19 protein-coding genes and 1 pseudogene are annotated in these 23927 nt (G+C 73.1%); 17 read left to right on the forward strand and 3 right to left on the reverse strand.

From position 1 onward, the window contains the following. Positions 1-632, forward strand: a pseudogene (locus ACFZAX_RS31260) (hypothetical protein); the annotation flags it as partial. After that, the gene (locus ACFZAX_RS31265; protein WP_390965682.1) at positions 629-1531 is read left to right on the forward strand and encodes a tetratricopeptide repeat protein; all 903 of its coding nucleotides are present in this window, start codon (positions 629-631) and stop codon (positions 1529-1531) included. The pseudogene ACFZAX_RS31260 and the gene ACFZAX_RS31265, both read left to right, overlap by 4 nt. 123 nt (positions 1532-1654) lie before the next feature. Here the strand turns inward: ACFZAX_RS31265 and ACFZAX_RS31270 are convergent, their stop codons facing one another. Continuing rightward, positions 1655-2968: a DUF1015 family protein gene (locus ACFZAX_RS31270; RefSeq protein ID WP_390965683.1), complete on the reverse strand. Its 1314-nt coding sequence runs from the start codon at positions 2966-2968 to the stop codon at positions 1655-1657. 71 nt (positions 2969-3039) lie between these two features. Here ACFZAX_RS31270 and ACFZAX_RS31275 point away from each other — a divergent pair, with 71 nt between their 5' ends. Further along, positions 3040-4077, forward strand: a complete 1038-nt coding sequence (locus tag ACFZAX_RS31275; protein WP_390965684.1) for an HAD-IIA family hydrolase — start codon at positions 3040-3042, stop codon at positions 4075-4077. Between the two features lie 152 nt (positions 4078-4229). Here the strand turns inward: ACFZAX_RS31275 and ACFZAX_RS31280 are convergent, their stop codons facing one another. Beyond that, entirely contained in the window at positions 4230-4577 is a 348-nt protein-coding gene (locus ACFZAX_RS31280) for an SCP2 sterol-binding domain-containing protein (RefSeq protein WP_390965685.1), read from the reverse strand. 42 nt (positions 4578-4619) lie between these two features. Here ACFZAX_RS31280 and ACFZAX_RS31285 point away from each other — a divergent pair, with 42 nt between their 5' ends. The 5 genes from ACFZAX_RS31285 to ACFZAX_RS31305 all read left to right on the forward strand — a co-directional run bounded on the left by ACFZAX_RS31285 (position 4620) and on the right by ACFZAX_RS31305 (position 10023). Next, positions 4620-4985 carry a hypothetical protein gene (locus tag ACFZAX_RS31285; RefSeq protein WP_390965686.1) on the forward strand — a complete coding sequence of 122 codons (366 nt, stop codon included), beginning with the start codon at positions 4620-4622 and terminating at the stop codon, positions 4983-4985. Positions 4986-4993: 8 nt separating this feature from the next. Then, on the forward strand, positions 4994-5809 hold the full coding sequence (locus tag ACFZAX_RS31290) for a TlyA family rRNA (cytidine-2'-O)-methyltransferase (RefSeq protein WP_390965687.1): 816 nt from the start codon (positions 4994-4996) through the stop codon (positions 5807-5809). Continuing rightward, positions 5806-6717, forward strand: coding sequence for an NAD kinase (locus tag ACFZAX_RS31295; RefSeq protein ID WP_390965688.1), 912 nt, complete (start codon positions 5806-5808; stop codon positions 6715-6717). The genes ACFZAX_RS31290 and ACFZAX_RS31295 overlap by 4 nt, the downstream gene beginning before the upstream one ends. 140 nt (positions 6718-6857) lie before the next feature. Next, positions 6858-8612: a DNA repair protein RecN gene (gene recN, locus ACFZAX_RS31300; protein ID WP_390965689.1), complete on the forward strand. Its 1755-nt coding sequence runs from the start codon at positions 6858-6860 to the stop codon at positions 8610-8612. Between the two features lie 316 nt (positions 8613-8928). After that, positions 8929-10023, forward strand: a complete 1095-nt coding sequence (locus ACFZAX_RS31305; protein WP_390965690.1) for a glycosyltransferase — start codon at positions 8929-8931, stop codon at positions 10021-10023. 353 nt (positions 10024-10376) lie between these two features. Here ACFZAX_RS31305 and ACFZAX_RS31310 read toward each other — a convergent pair whose 3' ends face one another. After that, positions 10377-12206: a glycoside hydrolase family 15 protein gene (locus ACFZAX_RS31310; RefSeq protein WP_390965780.1), complete on the reverse strand. Its 1830-nt coding sequence runs from the start codon at positions 12204-12206 to the stop codon at positions 10377-10379. Between the two features lie 443 nt (positions 12207-12649). On the opposite strand from ACFZAX_RS31310, the gene ACFZAX_RS31315 reads away from it, so the two are divergent. The 9 genes from ACFZAX_RS31315 to ACFZAX_RS31355 all read left to right on the forward strand — a co-directional run bounded on the left by ACFZAX_RS31315 (position 12650) and on the right by ACFZAX_RS31355 (position 23914). Then, positions 12650-14314: a CTP synthase gene (locus ACFZAX_RS31315; RefSeq protein ID WP_390965691.1), complete on the forward strand. Its 1665-nt coding sequence runs from the start codon at positions 12650-12652 to the stop codon at positions 14312-14314. Positions 14315-14398: 84 nt separating this feature from the next. Beyond that, entirely contained in the window at positions 14399-15025 is a 627-nt protein-coding gene (locus ACFZAX_RS31320; protein ID WP_390965692.1) for an NUDIX domain-containing protein, read from the forward strand. 208 nt (positions 15026-15233) lie between these two features. Further along, on the forward strand, positions 15234-17354 hold the full coding sequence (locus ACFZAX_RS31325) for a tetratricopeptide repeat protein (protein ID WP_390965693.1): 2121 nt from the start codon (positions 15234-15236) through the stop codon (positions 17352-17354). Between the two features lie 178 nt (positions 17355-17532). Next, positions 17533-18648, forward strand: coding sequence for an alanine dehydrogenase (ald, locus tag ACFZAX_RS31330; protein ID WP_390965782.1), 1116 nt, complete (start codon positions 17533-17535; stop codon positions 18646-18648). Positions 18649-19028: 380 nt separating this feature from the next. Then, positions 19029-20147, forward strand: coding sequence for a ParA family protein (locus ACFZAX_RS31335; protein WP_327174979.1), 1119 nt, complete (start codon positions 19029-19031; stop codon positions 20145-20147). After that, positions 20132-20737: a hypothetical protein gene (locus ACFZAX_RS31340; protein WP_390965694.1), complete on the forward strand. Its 606-nt coding sequence runs from the start codon at positions 20132-20134 to the stop codon at positions 20735-20737. Before ACFZAX_RS31335 ends, ACFZAX_RS31340 begins: the two co-directional genes overlap by 16 nt. 152 nt (positions 20738-20889) lie before the next feature. After that, complete coding sequence (locus tag ACFZAX_RS31345; RefSeq protein WP_390965784.1) at positions 20890-21924, forward strand: segregation/condensation protein A; 1035 nt, start codon at positions 20890-20892, stop codon at positions 21922-21924. Further along, positions 21921-22700 (forward strand): SMC-Scp complex subunit ScpB, encoded by a 780-nt coding sequence (gene scpB / locus ACFZAX_RS31350; RefSeq protein ID WP_390965695.1) that lies wholly within the window; start codon positions 21921-21923, stop codon positions 22698-22700. The genes ACFZAX_RS31345 and scpB overlap by 4 nt, the downstream gene beginning before the upstream one ends. Beyond that, positions 22700-23914 (forward strand): pseudouridine synthase, encoded by a 1215-nt coding sequence (locus ACFZAX_RS31355; RefSeq protein ID WP_390965697.1) that lies wholly within the window; start codon positions 22700-22702, stop codon positions 23912-23914. The genes scpB and ACFZAX_RS31355 overlap by 1 nt, the downstream gene beginning before the upstream one ends. Positions 23915-23927 lie beyond the last annotated feature (13 nt).

Consider the following 23927-nt stretch of genomic DNA (forward strand, 5'->3'; position numbering starts at 1 on the left):
TTTCCGTCGCGACGACCGTGGCGGCTCCGGTTCCGGTGGTGGCTTCCGTGGTCAGCGCGATGACCGTGCGCCTCGTCGTGATGACGACCGCGGTGGACGTCCGGGCGGTTTCGAGCGCCGTGACGACCGGCCCTCCGGCGGTGGCTTCCGTCGCGACGACCGCGCTCCCCGCCGCGACGACGACCGTGGTGGCTTCCGTGGTCAGCGCGATGACCGCGCTCCTCGTCGTGATGACGACCGCGGTGGACGTCCGGGCGGTTTCGAGCGCCGTGACGACCGGCCGCGCGGCCCGCGCCGTGACGACGACCGTCCCTCCGGTGGCGGTTTCCGTCGTGACGACAACCGTGGTGGTTCGGGTTCCGGTGGCGGTTTCCGTCGTGACGACAACCGTGGTGGTTCGGGTTCCGGTGGTGGTTTCCGCCGGGACGACAACCGCGGTGGTTCCGCTGGTGGTTTCCGCCGTGACGACCGTGGCCCGCGCCGTGACGACGACCGTGGCGGCTTCCGTGGCCAGCGTGATGACCGTGGGGGCTACCAGGGCGACCGTGACCGCGAGCCCATCAAGCGGCTTCCCATCCCCGACGACGTCACGGGCTTCGAGATCGACAAGGAGGTCCGGCAGGAGCTCATGAGCCTGCCGAAGACCCTTGCCGAGGACGTCGCGCGCAACCTCGTCATGGTCGCCCGGCTCATCGACGAGGACCCCGAGGAGGCGTACGGGTACTCCCGCGTCGCCCTCCGGCTCGCCTCGCGCGTCGCCGCCGTCCGTGAGGCGGCCGGCTTCGCCGCGTACGCCACGCAGAAGTACGGGGAAGCGCTGGCCGAGTTCCGTGCCGCCAAGCGGATGACCGGCTCCGTGGAGCTGTGGCCCGTCATGGCGGACTGCGAGCGCGGCCTCGGCCGCCCCGAGCGCGCCATGGCGATGGCGGGCGAGCCCGAGGTCCAGAAGCTGGACAAGGCCGGCCAGGTCGAGATGCGCCTGGTGGCCGCAGGTGCCCGCCGTGACATGGGGCAGATCGATGCCGCCATCGTCACCCTCCAGAGCCCCGAGCTGGCCTCCAACGCCGTTCACCCGTGGACGCCGCGCCTGCGCTACGCGTACGCCGACGCGCTCCTGGAGGCGGGCCGTGAGGACGAGGCCCGTGAGTGGTTCGCCAAGACCGTCGAATCCGACAAGGACGGTGCGACCGACGCCTCCGACCGGCTCGCCGAGCTGGACGGAGTCGAGTTCGTGGACGCCTTGGACGGCGACGAGGAGGACGTTCCCGCCACGGCTCCGGCCGAGCACCACGCGGCCCCCGCCGTCCAGGACACGGCGGTGGACATCGCCGACGACGACGTCGCCGACGACGACATCGCGGACGACACCGAGGGTGACGACCGCGACGAGGTCGACGACGAGGACGACACCGACGAGCTGAACGCCTGGGCCGACCGCGCCGACGCCGTCGCCGAGGCGACCCCGGCGACCGAGCAGGACGCCGAGCACAGCACCGAGCAGCCCGACGCCGACGGTCCGGCCAAGGCCTGAGCGGCACGCACCGCGTAGGCGGTGGCGGCAGAAGCAGAAGATAGAAGAAGGGCGGCACTCCTCCGGGGGTGCCGCCCTTTTTCGTACCCGTTTCCCTGTCCGCAGCGGGTACGGACGCCCCGCTCAGGGGTCGTCGGCGAGTCTCCGCATCACCAGGCCCGTCGCCGGCTTGGGGCCGAAGGACGTGGACTTGCGCGGCATGGTGACGCCCTGCCGGGCGAGATCGCGGACGACGGACTCGCGTACCGGATGCATGAGGACGGCCGTCCCACCGGACCGTTCGGCCTGCTCGACCGCGGCGACCGGGTCGTGGAGGTACGCGATCTCCTCGGCGGTGTCCGGGAGACGCCAGACCCGGTCGAGCAGCGTCTCGTGCAGCACCGTCGCGTCCAGGGTGCGCCAGGCCTCGGGGCGGCCGGCAGGGACCGTACGGGCCAACAGGGCGGGATCCGGCCGGTCCACGAGGCGGTACGTACCGTCGCCCGCCAGCAGGTAGGCGTTGCCGCCCTCCTCGGACGCGGCGGCGAGCGCTCCGAGCGCCCGGGGCAGCGGGCCCGCCACCTCCCGCACCCGGAACCGGCCGCCGAGCGCGGCCAGGGCGTCGGCGGGAGCGAGCCGGCGGAGCACCCGGTGGATCGCGCGTACCTGGAGCGGATAGCGGGTGGAGTCGACCAGGAGGACCAGGCCGTAGTCCCACGGTCCGGGGGAACTCTGCTCCCGCTGGAGCCGCAGGTAGGTGGCCCACCGGTGGTGGCCGTCCGCGATGAGGGCCTGGCGGGGCAGGAGATCGGCGGCGGCCTCGGCCTGCTCGGCCGGATCGGTGACGGCCCACAACCGGTGCCGCAGACCGTTCTCCGTCGTCGTGGTGAGCAGCGGAGGCCGCCGGGCCGCCCGCTCGACGACGGCCGCCGCGCCGGACTCCGTACCGTCACCCGGGCAGGTGAGGAGCAGCGGTTCGAGGTGGGCGCCGGTGGCGCGCATCAGGGCGGCCCGGTCCGCCACGACCTCGTCCATCACCTCCTCGTGCGGGAGGACGACCCGGTCGGCGGCGGGGGAGAGTGCCAGGGCGCCGATCAGACCGCGCTGGAGGAGGCCGTTGCCGCGCTGCTCGTAGACGTAGAGCGCGGGTTCGGGATCGGTGGCGAGCACCCCCTCCGCGAGCCACTCGTCCAGGGTCCGGGCCGCCAGCCGGTTGCGGGCGGCCGGGGAGCCGTCCTGAGGCAGGATCAGCCGCACGATGTTGTGCGGGTTCGCCGACTCCAGGTGGTGCAGGCCGTCCGGTCGCACCACCACGTCGTACGGCGGGGACGTCACCGCGGCGAGGCTGCCCACCCGCTCGGGTACGTAACGCACACCGCGGAAAGGAAACAGGCGCAGTCCTTTCCCGGCGAACCCCTCTCCGGTGTGCCCCTTTCCGGCGTGCCCCGATGTGTCCATCCCCGCATCGTAGGTGCGGTGCGCCGATGCGGGATGATCGGGGCAGAGGCATCGAACGAGGAGCGAACACAATGAGTCAGCAGGACACGTCCCGGCCGCTCGGCAGCGGTACGCCGCTGAGCGAGGCGTACGACACGGCTCTGCTCGACCTCGACGGGGTCGTGTACGCGGGCGGCCGGGCGATCGGTCACGCCGTCGAGTCACTCACCGCCGCGCGGCACGGCGGGATGCATCTCGCGTACGTCACCAACAACGCGCTGCGGACACCCGCCGCGGTGGCGGCCCACCTGACCGAGCTGGGAGTGCCCGCCGAACCGTCGGACGTGATCACCTCCGCGCAGGCGGTCGCCCGGCTGGTGGCGGACCAGCTCCCCGCGGGCGCCCGGGTCCTCGCCATCGGGGGCGAGGGGCTGCGGGTCGCCCTGGAGGAGCGCGGGCTGGTCCCGGTCGATTCGGCGGACGACGACCCGGTGGCGGTGGCACAGGGGTACGGCGGCCCGGACTTCCCGTGGTCGCGGTTCGCCGAGGCCGCGTACGCGATCAACCGGGGGCTGCCCTGGTTCGCGTCCAACACCGACCTGACCATCCCCAGCGCCCGGGGCATCGCCCCCGGCAACGGCGCGGCGGTCCAGGTCGTCCGGATCGCCACCGGCGCCGAGCCGCAGGTCGCGGGCAAGCCGCTGCCCCCGATGCACCGGGAGACCGTGCTGCGTACCGGGGCCGAGCGCCCGCTCGTCGTCGGCGACCGCCTGGACACCGACATCGAGGGCGCGTTCAACGGCGGAGTGGACTCACTGCTGGTGCTGACCGGGGTGACCGACGCCGCACAGCTGGTCGCGGCAGTGCCGGAACACCGTCCGACGTACATCGACCGGGACCTGCGCGGGCTACTCACCGGGCAGCCGGAGGTGACGGTGGAGGACGGTACGGCCCGCTGCGGCGGGTGGACCGCGTCGTCACGCGGGCAGGAGCTGGTCCTCGACGGCGAGGGAGACGCCCTCGACGCGATCGACGGGCTGCGGGCGCTCTGCGGCGCCGCGTGGACCGCAGGGGGCACCGGGGCGTGCGCCCTCGACGCGGGGAAGGCGGTCGCCCGCCTGGGGCTCTGACGGCGGGGCGCTGCAGGAGACGGGTTCCGCGGGGGCGGTGACCCACGGACCCGAAACGGCGCAGGCCGGCCCGTCCGGTCCGGCGGGCCCGTCCTGAGCGTCCTGAACCCGGCCCGTCCGGCCCGGCCCGGCCTGAGCGTCCTGAACGCCCCTCAGAGCAGCGATCTCAGCTTGAGCAGGTCCCGGAACCCCGCCTCCAGGCGGACCCGGCCCGCCCCCCACGCCTTGGCGAAGTTCAGGTCGCCGTCCACCAGCGCGACCAGGTCGTCGCCGGTCATCGCCAGTCTGATCTCGGCCTTCTCGCGGGGCGGGCCCTCGACGGTGTCGAGCACCCGGATGCGGCCGTCCGTGAGCCGGCCGGTGAACGTCACGTCGAGGTCCTTGATGTGACAGCTCAGCGAGCGGTCCAGGGAGGCGGCGCTGCGCACGTCTCCGTCCGCGCCCGCGAGATTGTCGGAAAGTCTGTCCAGTGCGCTGCGGCACTCTGCCATGGTCGCCATCGTGATCGACGGTACCCCAGCCCACCGGGGTAGCGTTCCGGCATGAGCGACTTGACGACCGGGCCCGGGACCCCGCCCGCGCAGGCACCCCCCGCGGCCCTCGGCACCGCCCTCCGCGACGGGCCGGACCTTCCCGGCGTCGAGGCGGCGGAACCCGGCAAAGAGCCGGCGGAACCCGGCGCCGCCCCCTCCCACGCGCCCGCCGCGCCCGCCGCCCTCGGCGTCGTCCGTACCCCCACCGGGAACGCCGCCGTGGACGCCGCGCTGGAGCGCCTGGCCGACGCCGACCACCTCGCGGCGGACGGACACACCGAGGTGTACGAGGATGTACACCGTGGGCTGCGCTCCACGCTGACCGCGCTGGATGCCGGGCCCGCACCCGCACCCCCGTACGACAACAGGAGCTGAACGTAACCGTGGCAGGAGTGGCCCGTCGCCGCCTCGACGCAGAGCTGGTACACCGCAAGCTCGCCCGCTCGCGCGAGCACGCGAGCCAGCTGATCGCCGCGGGACGCGTCTCCGTGCGCGGCCTGGTCGCGACCAAACCCGCCACCCAGGTGGAGACCAGCGCCCCCGTGGTCGTCGCGAAGGACGAGAGCGATCCGGAGTACGTCTCGCGCGGCGGGCACAAGCTCGCCGGCGCCCTCGCCGCGTTCGTCCCGCTGGGACTGGAGGTGGAGGGCCGCCGAGCGTTGGACGCCGGGGCGTCCACCGGTGGCTTCACCGACGTGCTCCTGCGCGCCGGGGCCCGGCAGGTCCTCGCCGTCGACGTCGGCTACGGACAGCTCGCCTGGTCGCTCCAGTCGGACGAGCGGGTCGTCGTCAAGGACCGCACCAACGTGCGCGAGCTGACGCTCGACGACATCGACGGGCTGCCGGTGGACCTGGTGGTCGGCGACCTCTCGTTCATCCCGCTGGGGCTCGTGCTGCCCGCGCTGGTGCGCTGCGCCGCCCCCGACGCCGACCTGGTCCTCATGGTCAAGCCGCAGTTCGAGGTCGGCAAGGAACGGCTCGGCAGCGGCGGCGTGGTGCGCAGCCCCGAGCTGCGCGCCGAAGCGGTACGCGAAGTCGCCCGCCGGGCGGCGGCGCTCGGGCTCGGAGTGCGCGGGGTCACGGCCAGCCCGCTGCCCGGCCCCTCGGGGAACGTCGAGTACTTTCTGTGGCTGCGGGCCGGCGCACCCGAACTGGATCCGGCAGATGTGGACCGTGCAGTGGCGGAGGGGCCTCGTTGACGACGACGACAAGTACGGCACGAACAGTCTTCCTTTTGGCGCACACCGGCCGTCCGGCCGCGATCCGCAGTGCGGAGCTCGTGGTGCAGGGACTGCTGCGCAACGGCCTCGGTGTGCGGGTCCTGGCGGCCGAGGCGGCCGACCTGCCGCTTCCGGCGACGGTGGAGACGGTCGCCGAGGCGACCCCCGCCGCCGTGGACGGGTGCGAGCTGCTGATCGTGCTCGGCGGTGACGGCACCCTGCTGCGCGGCGCCGAGATCTCGCGCGCCTCGGGCGTCCCCATGCTCGGGGTCAACCTCGGCCGGGTCGGGTTCCTCGCCGAGGCCGAACGCGACGACCTCGACCGGGTGGTCGCCCGCGTGGTGACCCGGGCGTACGAGGTCGAGGAGCGCATGACGCTCGACGTCGTGGTGCACAGCAACGGGGCGGTCGTGCACACCGACTGGGCGCTCAACGAAGCGGCCGTGCAGAAGGTCTCGCCCGAAAGGATGCTGGAGGTCGTCCTGGAGATCGACGGCCGGCCGGTCACCGGGTTCGGCTGCGACGGGATCGTCTGCGCGACCCCCACCGGCTCGACCGCCTACGCGTTCTCCGCCGGCGGCCCCGTCGTCTGGCCCGAGGTCGAGGCCCTGCTGATGGTGCCGATCAGCGCGCACGCCCTGTTCGCCAAGCCGCTGGTCACCTCGCCCACGTCGGTGCTCGCGGTGGAGGTCCAGCCGCACACCCCGCACGGAGTCCTCTGGTGCGACGGCCGCCGGAACGTCGAGCTGCCCGCCGGCGCCCGCGTCGAGGTACGGCGCGGAGCCGTACCCGTACGGCTGGCGCGGCTGCACCACGCGTCGTTCACCGACCGGCTGGTCGCGAAGTTCGCGCTGCCGGTCTCGGGGTGGCGCGGCCTGCCGCAGTGACGAGGCCGCGCACGGCCCCGGCCCCGGACACCTGTCCCGGCCCCGGACACCTGTCCCGGGCCGGTGGGCCGGGGCCGTGTGCAGACGCCCGCGGGCGCGTCGTGGGCGGGGGCCGTCGCACGGGGGCGGTGAAACCTCGTATGGTCGTGTCCGTGTTGGAGGAGATGCGGATACGGTCGCTCGGAGTCATCGACGATGCCGTGGTCGAGCTGTCGCCCGGATTCACCGCGGTCACGGGTGAGACCGGTGCGGGCAAGACCATGGTCGTCACGAGCCTCGGGCTGCTGCTCGGCGGACGGGCCGATCCCGCCCTGGTGCGGATCGGTGCGAAGGCCGCGGTGGTCGAGGGACGGATCACGGTCAAGGACGGTGACACGGTCGCCCTGCGGGCCGAGGAGGCCGGTGCGGAGATCGAGGACGGCGCGCTGCTGATCAGCCGTACCGTCTCGGCGGAGGGCCGTTCACGGGCCCACCTCGGGGGCAGATCCGTGCCCGTCGGGGTGCTCGCCGAACTCGCCGACGAACTGGTCGCCGTGCACGGCCAGACCGACCAGCAGGGGCTGCTCAAGCCCGCCCGGCAGCGGCAGGCCCTGGACCGGTACGCGGGCGACGGAGTCGCCGTGCCGCACGCCAAGTACGCGGCCGCCTACCGGCGGCTGCGCGCCGTCGTCGTGGAGCTGGACGAGATCACCACCCGGGCCCGGGAGCGGGCCCAGGAGGCGGATCTGCTGCGCTTCGGCCTCGACGAGATCGCCGCCGTCGCACCCCTGCCCGGGGAGGACGCCGAACTCGCCGCCGAGGCCGAGCGCCTCGGACACGCCGAGGCACTCTCCTCCGCCGCCGCCCTCGCGCACACCGCGCTGGCCGGGAACCCGGAGGACCAGGAGGTCGTGGACGCCACCACCGTCGTCGCCGCGGCCGGCCGGTCACTCGACGCCGTACGCTCCCACGACCCCGCCCTCGCCGCCCTCGCGGACCGCATCGGGGAGATCTCCATCCTGCTCGCCGACGTCTCCGCGGACCTCGCCGGATACGCCGACCAGCTGGACGCGGACCCGCTGCGCCTCGCCTCGGTGGAGGAGCGCCGGGCCGCACTCACCGCCCTCACCCGCAAGTACGGCGAGGACGTCGGCGCCGTACTCGCCTGGGCCGAGGAGGGCGCCGCCCGCCTCACCGAGCTGGAGGGCGACGACGACCGGATCGGCGAACTCACCGACGAACGCGACGCCCTGCGCGCGGAACTCTCCGAGCTGGCCCAGGCACTCACCGACGCCCGCACCGAGGCGGCGGCACGCTTCGCCGCCGATGTCACCGAGGAGCTGGCCTCCCTCGCGATGCCGCACGCCCGCGTCTCCTTCGCCCTCCGGCAGACCGAGGCGCCCGACGAGGCCTCCGGCATCGACGTGGGCGGCCGCAGCGTCGTCTACGGCCCGTCCGGCGCCGACGAGGTCGAGCTGCTGCTCGCCCCGCACCCGGGCGCCCAGCCCAGGCCGATCGCCCGGGGCGCCTCGGGCGGTGAGCTCTCCCGGGTGATGCTCGCCGTGGAGGTCGTCTTCGCGGGCTCCGACCCCGTGCCCACGTACCTCTTCGACGAGGTCGACGCGGGCGTCGGCGGCAAGGCGGCCGTGGAGGTCGGCCGCCGCCTCGCGAAGCTCGCCAGGACCGCCCAGGTCGTCGTCGTGACCCACCTCCCGCAGGTGGCCGCGTTCGCCGACCGCCAGCTGCTCGTCGAGAAGACCGTGGACGGCTCGGTGACCAGCAGCGGGGTCACCGTCCTGGAGGGCGAGGACCGGGTGCGCGAACTCTCCCGGATGCTCGCGGGCCAGGAGGACTCCCGGACGGCCCGCGCCCACGCGGAGGAGCTGCTGGCCACCGCACGGGCGGACGACGCTTAGTCGGACCGTGTCCTGCGGATCATGGCCGGGGAAGCGAGGCGCGGGGGTCCTCGCGGCCCCCGCACCCGCTCAGGCGTACGCGACGGGTGTGCTCCGGGGCGGCGCCGGGGCTCCGGGGCGGCGCCGGGGCTCCGGGGCGGCGATTTCGCGCCAGGTGCATCACTCGTGCGAGTGGTAAGGAACGGCCGGTTGTCGCCGGACCTGGACGCAGCAACGTTCCGGCGGTCGGCAACGCCCGTGCGGACTGGCATCCTTGGGGCTGTGCCCGCCGTGGCACGCCCCCTCAACGACGCGGGAAGTCCGGGAGCCAATCGACGTGTCACAGCTGCGAACGGTGCAGGTCCTGGGCGGCGGAGGTGCCGGCAGCGGCGCCCACGTCGGATCGCTCGCCGCCGGGCTGATCGCGCGGGGGGTGCAGGTCACCGTCTGCGCGCCCGCCGCCGTGGACCTGGTCCACGGCTTCTCCTCGACCGGCGCCCGCTTCGCCGCGGTGCCACGGCGAAGCGACCCCGTTTCCGTGGCTGCCCTGCGCTCCGCCTGCCTCGGCGCGGACGTGGTGCACGCGCACGGCCCGCACGCGGCCGTCCGCGCCGCCGCCGCTCTCGGCGGCCTGCGCACTCCGCTGGTCGTGACCTGGCACGGCCGAAGCCACGCCGAAGGCGCCCGCAGGCACGTGCGGCACCTGCTGGAGGTCCGGGCGGCCCGTGCGGCCGCCGTCCTGCTCGGCACCTCGTCCGACCTGGTCGACCGGGGCCGCCGCAGGGGCGCCCGGGACGCCCGGCTGGCACCGGTCGCCGCACCCGTCCCCCGGATGGCCGCCGACCCGGCCCACCTCGCCAAGGTCCGCGCCGAACTCGGCGCGGTGGGAAGCCCGTTGCTGTTTTCGGCGGGCTCGCTGGTGCCGCGTCACGGGTACGGAGTCCTGCTCGACGCCGCACGGATCATGGGCGCCCTCGACCCGGTGCCCCAGGTGGTCGTCGCCGGCGAGGGTCGTGAGCGGGCCGCTCTGCAACGCCGCATCAAGGGCGAACGGTTGCCCGTCCGGCTGATCGGCGCCCGGGACGACATCCCCGAACTCGTCGCCGCGGCCGACCTCGTGGTGATCCCCAGCCGCTGGGAGGCGCGCTCCCGCCTCGCGCAGGACGCCCTGCGGGCCGGTACCCCGCTGGTGGCCACCGCCGTCGGCGGTATCCCCGAACTCGTGGGCGACGCCGCCGAACTCGTCCCGTACGGCGACCCCGGGGCGCTCGCCCGGGCGATCGGCGGACTGCTCGTCGATCCGGACCGCCGCGCCCTGCTGGCCGCCGAGGGCCGGGCGCAGGCGGCGGGCTGGCCCACCGAGGAGGACACCATCACCCATGTCCTCACGGTCTACGACGAGTTGGCGCAGCCGCTCACCCGGACCCGCTGACGCGCCGGTCCCCGAGGCGCCGGTCCTTCAGGTCGCGGCGGGCTCGACGTCGTGGTCGAGGCGGAACACGTCGTCCGGGTCGTGACGACCTCGGCGGCGAGCGCATGGTCACAGGCCGGCCCGAACCTCCGCTCCAGCCGGCCCGATCCGCCCGCCGGCGTGCATCCGCCGACCCCGGTCGTCGAGGCCCGCCCACCCGCGGTGGCCGGCGCGAACGGCTGGGTGGCGCGGACCGGGCGGCGAGTCCCGGGGGCATGGGAGAGCCCGGTGGGACAGCCGGTGACCCGGTTCCCGACGCGGCACGCCCCGGCCACCGCGGAGGGCGGCCGGGGCGTGCGCGCGGAGGCGGCGGGTCAGCCCGCGTACGCCCCGCTGGCCGTCAGCCGCAGCGCGGTGTCGATGAGCGGGACGTGGCTGAACGCCTGCGGGAAGTTGCCCACCTGGCGCTGGAGGCGGGAGTCCCACTCCTCGGCGAGCAGCCCCAGGTCGTTGCGGAGCGAGAGCAGCTTCTCGAAGAGCTGGCGGGCCTCGTCCACCCGGCCGATCATCGCCAGGTCGTCCGCCAGCCAGAAGGAGCAGGCGAGGAACGCGCCCTCGTCGCCCGCCAGGCCGTCCACGCCCGCGTCGTCGCCGGAGGTCGGATAGCGCAGCACGAACCCGTCCTCGGTCGACAGCTCGCGCTGGATCGCCTCGATCGTGCCGATGACCCGCTTGTCGTCCGGAGGGAGGAAGCCCATCTGCGGGATCAGCAGCAGTGAGGCGTCCAGTTCCTTCGAGCCGTAGGACTGGGTGAAGGTGTTGCGCTCGGGGTCGTAGCCCCGGTCGCAGACATCGCGGTGGATGTCGTCACGCAGCTCGCGCCACCGCTCCAGCGGCCCCTCCACGTCGCCGGACTCGATCAGCTTGATCGTCCGGTCGACCGCGACCCAGGCCATCACCTTGGAGTGCACGAAGTGGCGGCGGGGGCCGCGCACCTCCCAGATGCCCTCGTCCGGCTCGTACCAGTGCTGTTCCAGGTAGCTGATCAGCTTGAGCTGGAGGCCCATGGCGTAGTCGTTGCGGGTCAGGCCCGTCATGTGCGCCAGGTGCAGCGCCTCGGTGACCTCGCCGTACACGTCGAGCTGGAGCTGGTCGGCGGCGCCGTTGCCGACGCGGACCGGCCCGGAGTTCTCGTAACCGGGCAGCCAGTCCAGCTCCGCCTCGCCGAGCTCGCGCTCGCCGGCGATGCCGTACATGATCTGCAGGTTCTCCGGGTCGCCCGCGACGGCCCGCAGCAGCCACTCGCGCCAGGCGCGGGCCTCCTCGCGGTAGCCGGTGCGCAGCAGCGAGGAGAGCGTGATCGCGGCGTCGCGGAGCCAGGTGTAGCGGTAGTCCCAGTTGCGTACGCCCCCGATCTCCTCGGGCAGCGAGGTGGTGGGCGCGGCGACGATGCCACCGGTCGGCGCGTAGGTGAGCGCCTTCAGGGTGATGAGCGAGCGGGTCACGGCCTCCCGGTAGGGGCCGTGGTACGTACACTGCGCGACCCACTCCTCCCAGAACCGCTCGGTCGCCTCCAGCGAGCCCTCCGGCTCCGGCAGGGCGGGCGGCTGGTGGTGCGAGGGCTGCCAGCTGATCGTGAACGCGACGCGGTCGCCGGGGGAGACCGTGAAGTCGGAGTAGGTCGTCAGGTCCTTGCCGTACGTCTCCGCCTGCGTGTCCAGCCAGACGGAGTCAGGTCCGGCCACGGCGACCGTGCGGCTGTCGACCTTGTGCACCCAGGGGGTGATCCGGCCGTAGCTGAACCGCATCCGCAGCGAGGAGCGCATCGTCACCCGGCCGCTGACGCCCTCGACGATCCGGATGAGCTGGGGGGCGCCGTCACGGGGCGGCATGAAATCGATCACGCGCACGGTGCCGCGCGGCGTGTCCCACTCGGACTCCAGGATGAGGGAGTCGCCGCGGTAACGCCGCCGGTCGGCCGCGGGCGGCTCGGCGGCGGCCTGGACACCGTCGGCGCCCTCGGATGAGGGCTCCAGCGGCCCCAGGCGCCAGAAGCCGTGCTCCTCGGTACCCAGAAGTCCCGCGAAGATGGCGTGGGAATCGAAGCGTGGGAGGCAGAGCCAGTCGACCGTGCCGTCCCGGCAGACCAGCGCCGCTGTCTGCATGTCTCCGATGAGTGCGTAATCCTCGATGCGCCCGGCCACGTGCGTCTCCAGTCGAACGGCCATGTGTCGCCCCGGTGCGGGGCGCTTGCTGCGTGAAAAGAAAGATGTTCAGGAGGGGTCGATAGAGCCCTTTGGACCGGCGGGAGCGGACGGGGGTGATGCCGCGGGCCGACCGTCCCACTCGTCAGCGAGTGTCCGAGCAGGATACGACGCACCGATGTGATCCGCGCGACGGTTCGTGGATCTTGTCGGCGCGGAACGGGTGGGGCGTGGAAGAGGTGGGGACGTTTCGTGAGGCCCGTGCGCAGTGTGTGGTCGGAAGCAGGCCGCTCAGGTCGCTGTTAGGCTGGTAGCCCGTGGACCGGTGGTCGGACGCGAGAGCGGACGAGGCCCCCGAACCGCAGCGACGGCACCCCCGGAATCTCCGGTTCGGCAGCCGGTACGTACCCCAGATTCGCTACCACGGGAGCCCCCTCTTGGCTATGCAGCCCACATCCACGACGACCAAGCACATCTTCGTCACCGGGGGTGTCGCCTCCTCCCTCGGCAAGGGTCTGACTGCCTCCAGCCTGGGTGCGCTGCTCAAGGCGCGTGGTCTCCGGGTCACGATGCAGAAGCTCGACCCGTACCTCAACGTCGACCCCGGCACGATGAACCCGTTCCAGCACGGTGAGGTGTTCGTCACCAACGACGGCGCCGAGACCGACCTGGACATCGGCCACTACGAGCGCTTCCTCGACGTCGACCTCGACGGCTCCGCCAACGTCACGACCGGGCAGGTCTACTCCCAGGTCATCGCCAAGGAGCGGCGCGGCGAGTACCTCGGCGACACCGTCCAGGTCATCCCGCACATCACCAACGAGATCAAGTCCCGCATCCGCCGCATGGCGACCGGTGACGTCGACGTGGTCATCACCGAGGTCGGCGGCACCGTCGGCGACATCGAGTCGCTGCCGTTCCTGGAGACCGTCCGCCAGGTACGTCACGAGGTCGGCCGGGACAACGTCTTCGTCGTGCACATCTCGCTGCTGCCCTATATCGGCCCCTCCGGCGAGCTCAAGACCAAGCCGACCCAGCACTCCGTGGCCGCGCTCCGCAACATCGGCATCCAGCCGGACGCCATCGTGCTCCGCGCCGACCGCGACGTCCCCACCGCCATCAAGCGCAAGATCTCGCTGATGTGCGACGTGGACGAGAGCGCCGTCGTCGCCTGCGTCGACGCCAAGTCGATCTACGACATCCCGAAGGTGCTGCACACCGAGGGCCTGGACGCCTACGTCGTGCGCAAGCTCGACCTGCCCTTCCGCGACGTGGACTGGAGCACCTGGGACGACCTGCTGGACCGCGTCCACAACCCCGACCACGAGGTCACCGTCGCCCTGGTCGGCAAGTACATCGACCTCCCCGACGCCTACCTCTCGGTCACCGAGGCCATCCGGGCCGGCGGCTTCGCGAACAAGGCCCGCGTCAAGGTCGAGTGGGTCACCTCCGACGACTGCAAGACCCCGGCCGGCGCAGCCCGCCACCTCGCGGGCGTGGACGCCATCTGCATCCCCGGCGGCTTCGGCGAGCGCGGTGTCAACGGCAAGGTGGGCGCCATCCAGTACGCCCGCGAGAACAAGGTGCCGCTGCTCGGCCTCTGCCTCGGCCTCCAGTGCATCGTGATCGAGGCGGCCCGCAACGTCGCCGGCATCCCGGACGCCAACTCCACCGAGTTCGACGCCGCGACCTCCCACCCCGTCATCTCCACCATGGAGGAGCAGCTCGCGTACGTCGAGGGCGCGGGCGACCTGGGCGGCACCATGCGCCTGGGCCTCTACCCGGCGAAGCTCGCCGAGGGCTCGCTCGTCCGTGAGGCGTACGCCGGGGAGCCGTACGTCGAGGAGCGCCACCGTCACCGCTACGAGGTGAACAACGCCTACCGCTCCGAGCTGGAGAAGAAGGCCGGACTGGTCTTCTCCGGCACCTCCCCGGACAACAAGCTCGTCGAGTACGTCGAGTACCCGCGCGAGGTCCACCCCTACCTCGTCGCCACCCAGGCCCACCCGGAGCTGCGCTCCCGCCCGACCCGCCCGCACCCGCTCTTCGCGGGTCTGGTGAAGGCCGCCGTCGCCCGCCAGGCGGAGGCCGCCGCGTCGGGCAAGTAGCCCCGAGGCATTACCGTTGACCGGGGTACGCGTCCGCCGAGGACGGGTGCCCCGGTTTTTCGTTCGTGAAGCGGGAGGACGCAGATGGGCATCCAGGACAGGGCCGAGGAATGGCGGGTCACCGCGACGGTGACGCCCTTCACCGGCAACAAGACCAGCGTCCGTACCGACGACGTCGTGATGCCCGACGGCACGGTCGTCGGACGCGACTACCAGGTCCACCCCGGCTCCGTCGCGATCCTGGCGATCGACGAGGAGGACCACGTCCTGGTGCTGCGTCAGTACCGCCACCCGGTACGCCAGAAACTCTGGGAGATCCCGGCCGGACTGCTCGACGTCCCCGGCGAGAACCCCCTGGCCGCCGCCCAGCGCGAGCTGTACGAGGAGGCACACGTCAAGGCGGAGGACTGGCGGGTTCTGACCGACGTTTACACCAGCCCGGGCGGTTCGGACGAGGCGGTCCGCATCTTCCTCGCCCGCGACCTCTCCGAGGCGGTCGGCGAGCGCTTCGCGGTCTCCGAGGAGGAGGCCGACATGGAGCAGGCGCGGGTCCCGCTGGCGGATCTGGTGCGGGGCGTCCTCGCGGGCGAACTGCACAACAGCTGCCTGGTCATGGGTGTCCTGGCGCTGACCGCCGCCCGAGCGGGCGACGGCGAGGGCTCGCTGCGCCCGGCGGAGTCCCCCTGGCCGGCCCGGCCGTTCGAGGCGTAGGCCGTCCGGCGCCCGGGTGCCCGCCGCTCGATGCGCGCCCCAGCCGTTCCCTGCACCGATTGCCCGTCGGACGATCGTAAGAATCGCTGATCCGATCGGGTGACGTCCCCGCCCCGCTCCGCCCTGATCGGCGGCACCGCTGAACTAGGCTCGAAAGGCCCGCCGGAACTCCGGCGGGCACCGGGTGCGGCGAAGTGGAGCGTGGCTCGTGACGGAACAGGCGGTGGACACCAGCGGCCCGGCCCGAGCGCCCCGCACCGAGGAGCCCTCCGGCACGGCCCCACCCGAACTGTTCGGCCGCCGACGCGAGTTGAAAGCCCTTCAGGAGGACATCGAACGAGCCGGACTGAACACCCTGGCCGGCCGCAAGGCGGCCCGCGCCCGGGTCCTGCTGATCGCCGGACGCGCCGGGTCCGGGCGCAGCGCGCTCGCCGCGGCCTTCGCCCACACCCTGACCGGCACGGCCCCCGTCGGCGGCTCCATGGGCCCGCTGCCCTGGGCCTCGCCCGGTACCGGAAGCGGCGACTACCCGGACGGCGTGCTGCGCGTCGCCCTGACCGACCCCGGCGGCACCCGGGTGCCCGCCGAACGCACCGCGCGCGAGATCCTCGGCTTGCTCTCCCTCGCCACCCCGCCCGGCGCGGACGCCGACGAGCTCACCGAGATGGTCCGCGAGGCGCTCGCCGTGCGGCGGCTGCTGCTCCTGCTCGACGACGCCGTCGACGCCGAGCAGGTGGACCCCCTCCTTCCGGACGGCCCCGGCTGCCTGGTGCTGGCCACCGCGACCGGCCCGCTGACGGGCGTGCCCGACGTCCGTCCCTGCACCATCGGCGGGCTGGAGACCGGCTCCGCCGTGCGCCTCCTCGCCGGGGTGATCGGACAGGTGCGGATCACCGTGGACCCCCGGACCGCCGAGACCCTCGTGGAGGAGTGCGGCGGCCAGCCCGCCGCACTCCTGCTCGTCGCGGGGTGGATCGCCGCCCGTCCGACCGCCTCCGTCGCCGACGCCACCCAGCACCTGCGGAGGACCCCGGAGGACACCGAGCAGCCGGTGGGCGCCCGACCGCTGGCCCGCGCCTTCCGGATGGCGCACGACGCCCTGCTGGAGACCCCCGCCCGGATACTGCGACTGCTCGCGCTGGCGCCCGCCGGCCTCGCCGACGCGCACACCGCCTCCGCGCTGGCCGGCTGCTCCGTCTCCGCCGCCCGCCGGACCCTCGACGACTTCGTCGGTCTCGGACTGCTGCGTACGGACGGGGCCGCCGAGCCCCAGTACGAGGTGCCGGGCTGCCTCGCCCCCCTGGTGCGGGCGTTCCTGGAGGAACGCGACCGGCCGGCCGAGACCGAGCTGGCCCGGGCCAGGATGCTGGAGCGCACCGTACGGCTGCTCCACTCCTGCCGGGCGGTCACCGAGCCGGAGGGCTCCCCGGGCCGCCGCAAGCTCGCCGGGCTTCCCAAGGCGCTCCGGTTCCCCGGCCCGGAGGAGGCCGCCGCCTGGCTGCGCGTCAGGCTGCCCTCACTGGTTGCCGCCGCCCGCATGGCGGTGGCGGACGGGGAGCTGGACACCCTCGCCCGCCGCCTGGTCGCCGCCCTGGTGCGGGCGCTCGCGGCCCACCTCGGCACGGAGGCCGCCGCACCCGAGCTGTACGGGCTGCACGGCCTGGTGCTCGACGTCGCCGAGCGCCGGAGGCTGCACCGGGAGCGCGCCGCCGCGCTGCTCAACCTCGCCGATCTCGACGCCTCCACGGGCCGCACCCGCATCGCCCTGACCCGCTACCGCGCCGCGCTGGACGCCGGGCGGGAGGCGAAGGACCTGTACGCCACCGGCCGTGCCATGGAGTCCGTCGGAGGCACCTACGCCGAACTGGGGGACTACCCGCGCGCCTCCGACTGGTACGGCCGGGCGCTCGCCCAGCGCCTCGCGCAGGGCGACCGGGAGGGTGAGGCGCGGCTCTACGGGCGGCTCGGCGCGGTGCACGCGTATGCCGGGCGGTACGGCGAGGCGCTGCGCAACTGGCGGGCCGCCGCGGCGGGCCTGCGCAGGCTCGGCGACCTTCCGGCCCAGGCCAGGGCGCTCAGCGAGGCGGCCAGGGTCCAGGAGTACGCGGGCCGCCCGCACGACTCGCTGCGTACCTGCCGGGAGGCCGTCGACCTGGCCCGGCAGGCCGAGGACGTGCGGCTCCAGGCGGCGCTGCAGCTGCGGCTGGCCGACACCCTGGACAGGCTGGGCGACCCCGCTGCCGCCGCGCTGCACCGGGCGACGGCGGAGAGACTGCTGGGTGAGGAAGGATCTGCCTGCGAAAACATTGGCGTCTCGGTCGAAAATTAGTTCTTTGCAAGGCTAGACAGCGGGAAGTCCTTCATTAGACTGGCTCTGCCGCATGTCCCCGCGATGTCCTCGCGGGTGCTGCGCATTTCTGTGCGAGTCCGTGCGAACCGGCGTACACCCGGCCCTTGGCCGACCGTCCGCCGCCGGGCGCCCCTCCGAGCCAAGGACCGTGATCGACGTGAAGGTCGGCATCCCCCGCGAAGTCAAGAACAACGAGTTCCGGGTGGCGATCACGCCCGCCGGAGTGCACGAGCTGGTCCGCAACGGCCACGAGGTCGTCGTCGAACGGAACGCCGGCGCGGGCTCGTCCATCACGGACGAGGAGTACACCGCCGCCGGGGCGCGCGTCCTGCCCACCGCCGACGAGGTCTGGGCGGCGGCCGACCTGCTGCTCAAGGTCAAGGAGCCGGTCGCCGAGGAGTACCACCGTCTGCGCAAGGGCCAGACTCTCTTCACCTACCTCCACCTCGCTGCCTCCCGCGCGTGCACCGACGCGCTGCTGGAGTCCGGCACCACCGCCATCGCGTACGAGACCGTCGAGACCGCGAACCGGGCACTGCCGCTGCTCGCCCCCATGTCCGAGGTCGCGGGCCGGCTGGCCCCGCAGGTCGGCGCCTACCACCTGATGCGCTCGGCGGGCGGCCGGGGCGTGCTGCCCGGCGGCGTCCCCGGCACGGCCGCCGCCAGGGCGGTCGTCATCGGTGGCGGCGTCTCCGGCTGGAACGCCACCCAGATCGCCGTGGGGCTCGGCTTCCACGTCACCCTGCTCGACCGGGACGTCAGCAAGCTGCGCGAGGCCGACAAGGTCTTCGGGACCCGGGTGCAGACCGTGGTGTCCAACACCTTCGAACTGGAGAAGGCGGTCGTCGAGGCCGACCTCGTCATCGGCGCCGTCCTCATCCCGGGAGCGAAGGCCCCGAAGCTGGTCACCCATGAGCTCGTCGCCAGGATGAAGCCCGGAAGTGTTCTTGTCGACATTGCGATCGACCAGGGCGGCTGCTTCGAGGACTCGCACCCGACCACCCACGCCGAACCGACCTTCACGGTCCACGACTCGGTGTTCTACTGCGTCGCGAACATGCCCGGCGCGGTCCCGAACACCTCCACCTACGCCCTCACCAACGCCACGCTCCCGTACGTCGTCGAGCTGGCCAACCGGGGCTGGGTCGAAGCGCTGCGCCGCGACGCCGCGCTGGCCAGGGGCCTCAACACCCATGACGGGCAAGTCGTTTACCGCGAGGTCGCCGACGCGCACGACCTTCCGCACGTCGAGCTGAGCTCGATCGTCGGCTGACGGGACGGCCTCGTTCCGCCCCTCATTCCGTCAATCCCGTACCTCCGGCCGGACCTTGTGCGTCGAGGTCCGGCCGGTCGTGCGCCGGGGCTCCGGACGTACTGGTCAACACGCGCTGAACGTCCGGCTCATCCCGATTCGTTCCCTCGCGAAAAGCGCTCCTTGCTCCCCGCGCACCCTTGACAGGAGGGTGTTCGATTGCAGACACATCGGGCCGGGTCCGGCGGATTGTGTTGCTGCGGACCGGTGACACGCCATAGAGTCGCCCATCGTCGGCATGGTGCCACGCTGACCTATCGATAAGTTTCCTGGTCACATCCAAGGAGGTAAGACGACTTGTGAATGAGTCGACATTTACTCCCGGGGGTGGTCAACCAGGGATGCCTGCACGGGGTCAGGGCCCGAACGGGCTCGAAGCTGTCGGCTCCGTCGCGGTCCGCACCTTCGCGACCCACCAGCACATGACGACGCCCCCCCAGATGATGGACGGCCTACACGTGAACGCCATGGCCGGCAACGAGAGTGGCCGCGACACCGCCCACCTCGCCGACTTCGCCGAGATGCCCGAGGGGCACTTCTACGACCCCGACGCCGAGTACGAACCCGATCCGGAGTACGCGGCCACACTCGCCCCCGACGCGGCGCGCCAGCGCCGTGAGCGGATCGGCCCGACCGGGCGCCCGTTGCCCTACTTCCCCATCCCGGGACCTCTGACCGAACACGGTCCCGCCAAGATCATCGCGATGTGCAACCAGAAGGGCGGGGTGGGCAAGACCACCTCGACCATCAACCTGGGTGCCGCGCTCGCCGAGTACGGACGACGGGTCCTGCTCGTCGACTTCGACCCGCAGGGCGCCCTCTCGGTCGGCCTCGGCGTCAACCCGATGGAGCTGGACCTCACCGTCTACAACCTGCTCATGGAGCGGGGCATGTCGGCCGACGAGGTGCTGCTGAAGACCGCGGTCCCCAACATGGACCTGCTGCCCAGCAACATCGACCTGTCCGCCGCCGAGGTGCAGCTCGTCAGCGAGGTGGCCCGCGAGTCGACCCTGCAGCGCGCGCTCAAGCCGCTGATGGCCGACTACGACTACATCGTGATCGACTGTCAGCCCTCGCTCGGCCTGCTCACCGTGAACGCCCTGACGGCCGCTCACAAGGTGATCGTGCCGCTGGAGTGCGAGTTCTTCGCGCTGCGCGGTGTGGCGCTGCTCACCGAGACCATCGAGAAGGTCCAGGAGCGGCTCAACCCCGAGCTGGAGCTCGACGGCATCCTCGCCACGATGTACGACTCCCGCACGGTGCACAGCCGCGAGGTGCTCGCCCGTGTGGTGGAGGCCTTCGACGACCACGTGTACCACACGGTCATCGGGCGCACGGTGCGCTTCCCGGAGACCACGGTCGCCGGTGAGCCCATCACCACGTACGCCTCGAACTCGGTCGGCGCCGCCGCCTACCGACAGCTCGCCAGGGAGGTGCTCGCCCGGTGTCACGCCGAGTGAGTCTGCCCGGTGCCGACGAACTGTTCCGCACCACCGGGGGCATGGGACTCCAGTCCTCCTCCCCGGCGGAGCGGCGGCGCAAAGCGAACGGCGAGGCACGGGTGCCCGCACCCGCCGGGGAGGGCGACCAGGCGCCGTCCTCCCCGGCGGGCGGCGGTACCCCACCGGAGCGGCCGGCCGGGCGCGGGGGCACTTCCTCCGCACCCGACGCCGAAGGGGTGGACCCGGCCGGACGCGTGGGCGGCCCCGAGCGCGTGACGGTCCCCCGGACCGGCCCCGGGCCCCAGGGCCGGCCGCCGGCCCAGGAGCAGACCGGGGCGCCCCAGCAGCAGCGCGGCCGCGGTAGCGGCCAGGGCAGGGGCGCCAACCGGCGGCCCAGCGGCCGGGAGCGGCACGACGAGAAGATCACGGTCTACGTCTCGGCCGAGGAACTGATGGACCTCGAACACGCCCGGCTGGTCCTGCGCGGCGAGCACGGCCTCGCCGTCGACCGCGGGCGCATCGTGCGCGAGGCGGTCGCCGTCGTCCTCGCCGACCTCGAATCGCGCGGCGACGCGAGCATCCTCGTACGGCGGCTGCGCGGCCGCTGAGCGGTCCGCCGCGGGTAGCCTGCCCGGCAGGGCCGCAAACCCTGCCGGCCCGCCCCTGCGCGGCCGGCTCCCGCTCCCCGCCGGACGCCGGGCCCGTACGAGACGGCACGGCCGGTCCGCGACCGCCGTACACCTGGACTGTTCACGTGCCGCTGCCGACGACCGACGACTCCGCCGCCCCGCGCCGCCGCGCCCTCGGGCGCGGGCCGGGGGCGGCCGGGGCGACACCGGAAGAAGCGGTCTCCGAGGCGACCGGCGCCCCCGCGGTCCCCGAGGCGCTGCACGCGCCTCCAGCGCCTCCGGAGCCCTTCCGGGCGCCCGAGGGTCCCGGAGCGCCTCCGGAGCCGCCCAGGGGCCCTCAGGGGCAGCCGGAGGACGGCAGGCGGTTCACCGTGCGGCTGGCGAACTTCGAAGGCCCCTTCGACCTGCTGCTCCAGCTGATCACCCGGCACCGGCTGGACGTGACCGAGGTCGCGCTCTCCACGGTCACCGACGAGTTCATGGCCCACATCCGCGCGATGGGCGCGGACTGGGACCTCGACCAGACCACCGAGTTCCTCGTCGTCGCCGCGACCCTGCTCGACCTCAAGGCCGCCCGGCTGCTGCCCACCGCCGAGGTGGAGGACGAGGCCGACCTCGCCCTCCTGGAGGCGCGGGACCTCCTCTTCGCGCGGCTGCTCCAGTACCGGGCGTACAAGCGCGTCGCCGACATCTTCAGCGACCGGCTGGACGCCGAGTCGCGCCGCTTCCCCCGTACGGTCGGGCTGGAGCCGCACCACGCTGCGCTGCTGCCCGAGGTCGTCCTCAGCATCGGCCCCGAGGGGTTCGCCCGGCTCGCCGCGAAGGCCATGCAGCCGCGGCCCGAACCGCAGGTGTACGTGGACCACATCCACGCCCCGCTGGTCAGCGTGCGCGAGCAGGCCGGGATCGTGGTCGCCCTGCTGCGGGAGTCCGGCGGGGCCAGCTTCCGGCAGCTCACCGAGGACGCGGCCGACACCCTCACGGTGGTGGCCCGCTTCCTGGCGCTGCTGGAGCTGTACCGGGAGAAGGCGGTCGCGCTGGACCAGGAGGAGGCGCTCGGGGAGCTCCTCGTCCGCTGGTGCGGCGGGGAGGACGCGGAACCCGTCGTGACCGACGAGTTCGACAGGCACGTGGAACCGGACGCGGAGGAGGGCGTGGAGCCATGAGCGGAGCCGCTGGAGCCGGTGGGAGCACCGGCGTCACGGACGGGCCGGTGCACGGGGGCGCACCGCGGCACGGCGGGGCATGGCGATTCGCCGACGAGGCGGAGCACGGGTACGCCGGTGAACCCGGTCACGGCGGGGAGCCCGCCGGGTCCGGGAGCGTCGCGGACCTGGAGCTGAAGCCCGCCCTGGAGGCGGTGCTGATGGTGGTGGACGAGCCGGCCACCGAGGAGCACCTCGCCAAGGTCCTCCAGCGGTCGCCGAGGGCCGTGGCCCTGGCGTTGCGGGAGCTGGCCGACGAGTACACCGCCCAGCGCCGCGGATTCGATCTGAGACTCGTGGCGGGCGGCTGGCGGTTCTACTCCCGGCCCGCCTACGCCGAGGCCGTGGAGAGCTTCGTCCTGGACGGCCGGCAGGCCCGTCTCACCCAGGCGGCACTGGAGACCCTGGCGGTCGTCGCGTACCGCCAGCCGGTCAGCCGTTCGAGGGTCTCGGCGGTGCGCGGAGTGAACTGCGACGGGGTCATGCGGACCCTCCTGCAGCGCGCTCTGGTCGAGGAGGCGGGGACGGAACCCGAAACAGGTGCGATCCTGTACAGGACGACGAACTACTTTCTGGAGCGTATGGGCCTGCGTGGTCTGGACGAGCTCCCGGAACTCGCTCCCTTCCTCCCGGAAGCGGACGCGATCGAGGCTGAGACGCTAGAGGGTGTGCCGTCGTTCGATCCGGACGCACCGGACACCCCGGATACTCACGCAGACGACAAGACGGAATTTTGATGCGAAGCAGTGGCAGGAACAGCGGAAGCGGCAGCAGCGGCGGCGGCAACCGGAACCCCCGGGGCGGCAGTGGCGGGTCCTTCCGGCCGAAGTCCCAGGGCGGCGGCCAGGGCGGTGGCCAGGGCGGCCGCGGTCAGGGCGGCCAGGGTGGCCGCGGGCCGGCCCAGGGCCGCGGCGGGCGCGACGACCAGCAGGAGCAGCGTCCGCGCCGCCCCCGCCCGGAGGAGCGCCGTTACGACGTGGGCCCCTCGACCAGCTCGTCGGGTGCCGGCGACAGCGAAGCCCGCAAGGGCCGCGGTGCCTCGGCCCGCGGCGGCGCCAAGGGCGGACCGAAGTCTCCGCAGCCCGGCAACGCCCGAGGTGGCTTCCGGCGCGGTCCCTCGGGCCAGGCCCGGCCGCGCGAGCTGGACGCGAAGATCGAGCAGCGCAACCGCGACCGGTACGCGGACAAGCCGGACTTCAAGGTGGTCAGGACCCACCCGGGCGCCGAGCAGGAGGGCGAGCGGCTGCAGAAGGTCCTCGCCCGGGCCGGCATGGGCTCGCGGCGGGCCTGCGAGGAGCTGATCGAGCAGGCGCGCGTCGAGGTCAACGGCGAGATCGTGCTGGAGCAGGGCAAGCGCGTCGACCCGCAGAAGGACGAGATCAAGGTCGACGGACTGACCGTCGCGACCCAGTCGTACCTCTTCTTCGCGCTGAACAAGCCGGCCGGTGTCGTCTCCTCGATGGAGGACCCGGACGGTCGTCAGTGCCTCGGCGACTACGTCACCAACCGTGAGACGCGGCTCTTCCACGTCGGCCGGCTGGACACCGAGACCGAGGGCATCATCATGCTCACCAACCACGGTGAGCTCGCCCACCGTCTCACCCACCCGAAGTACGGCGTGAAGAAGACGTACCTCGCGGCGATCCAGGGACCGCTCCCGCGCGACCTGGGCAAGCGGCTCAAGGACGGCATCCAGCTGGAGGACGGGTACGCCCGCGCCGACCACTTCCGTGTCGTCGAGAACACCGGCAAGAACTACCTGGTCGAGGTGACCCTCCACGAGGGCCGCAAGCACATCGTCCGCCGGATGCTCTCCGAGGCCGGCTTCCCGGTCGACCGGCTGGTGCGGACCTCCTTCGGGCCGATCCCGCTGGGCGACCAGAAGTCCGGCTGGCTGCGCCGCCTGACCAACACCGAGGTCGGCATGCTGATGCGCGAGGTCGGTCTGTAGGACCCCGGGAGCC

This window comes from Streptomyces sp. NPDC008125 (genome assembly GCF_042957125.1).
Lineage (GTDB): Bacteria > Actinomycetota > Actinomycetes > Streptomycetales > Streptomycetaceae > Streptomyces.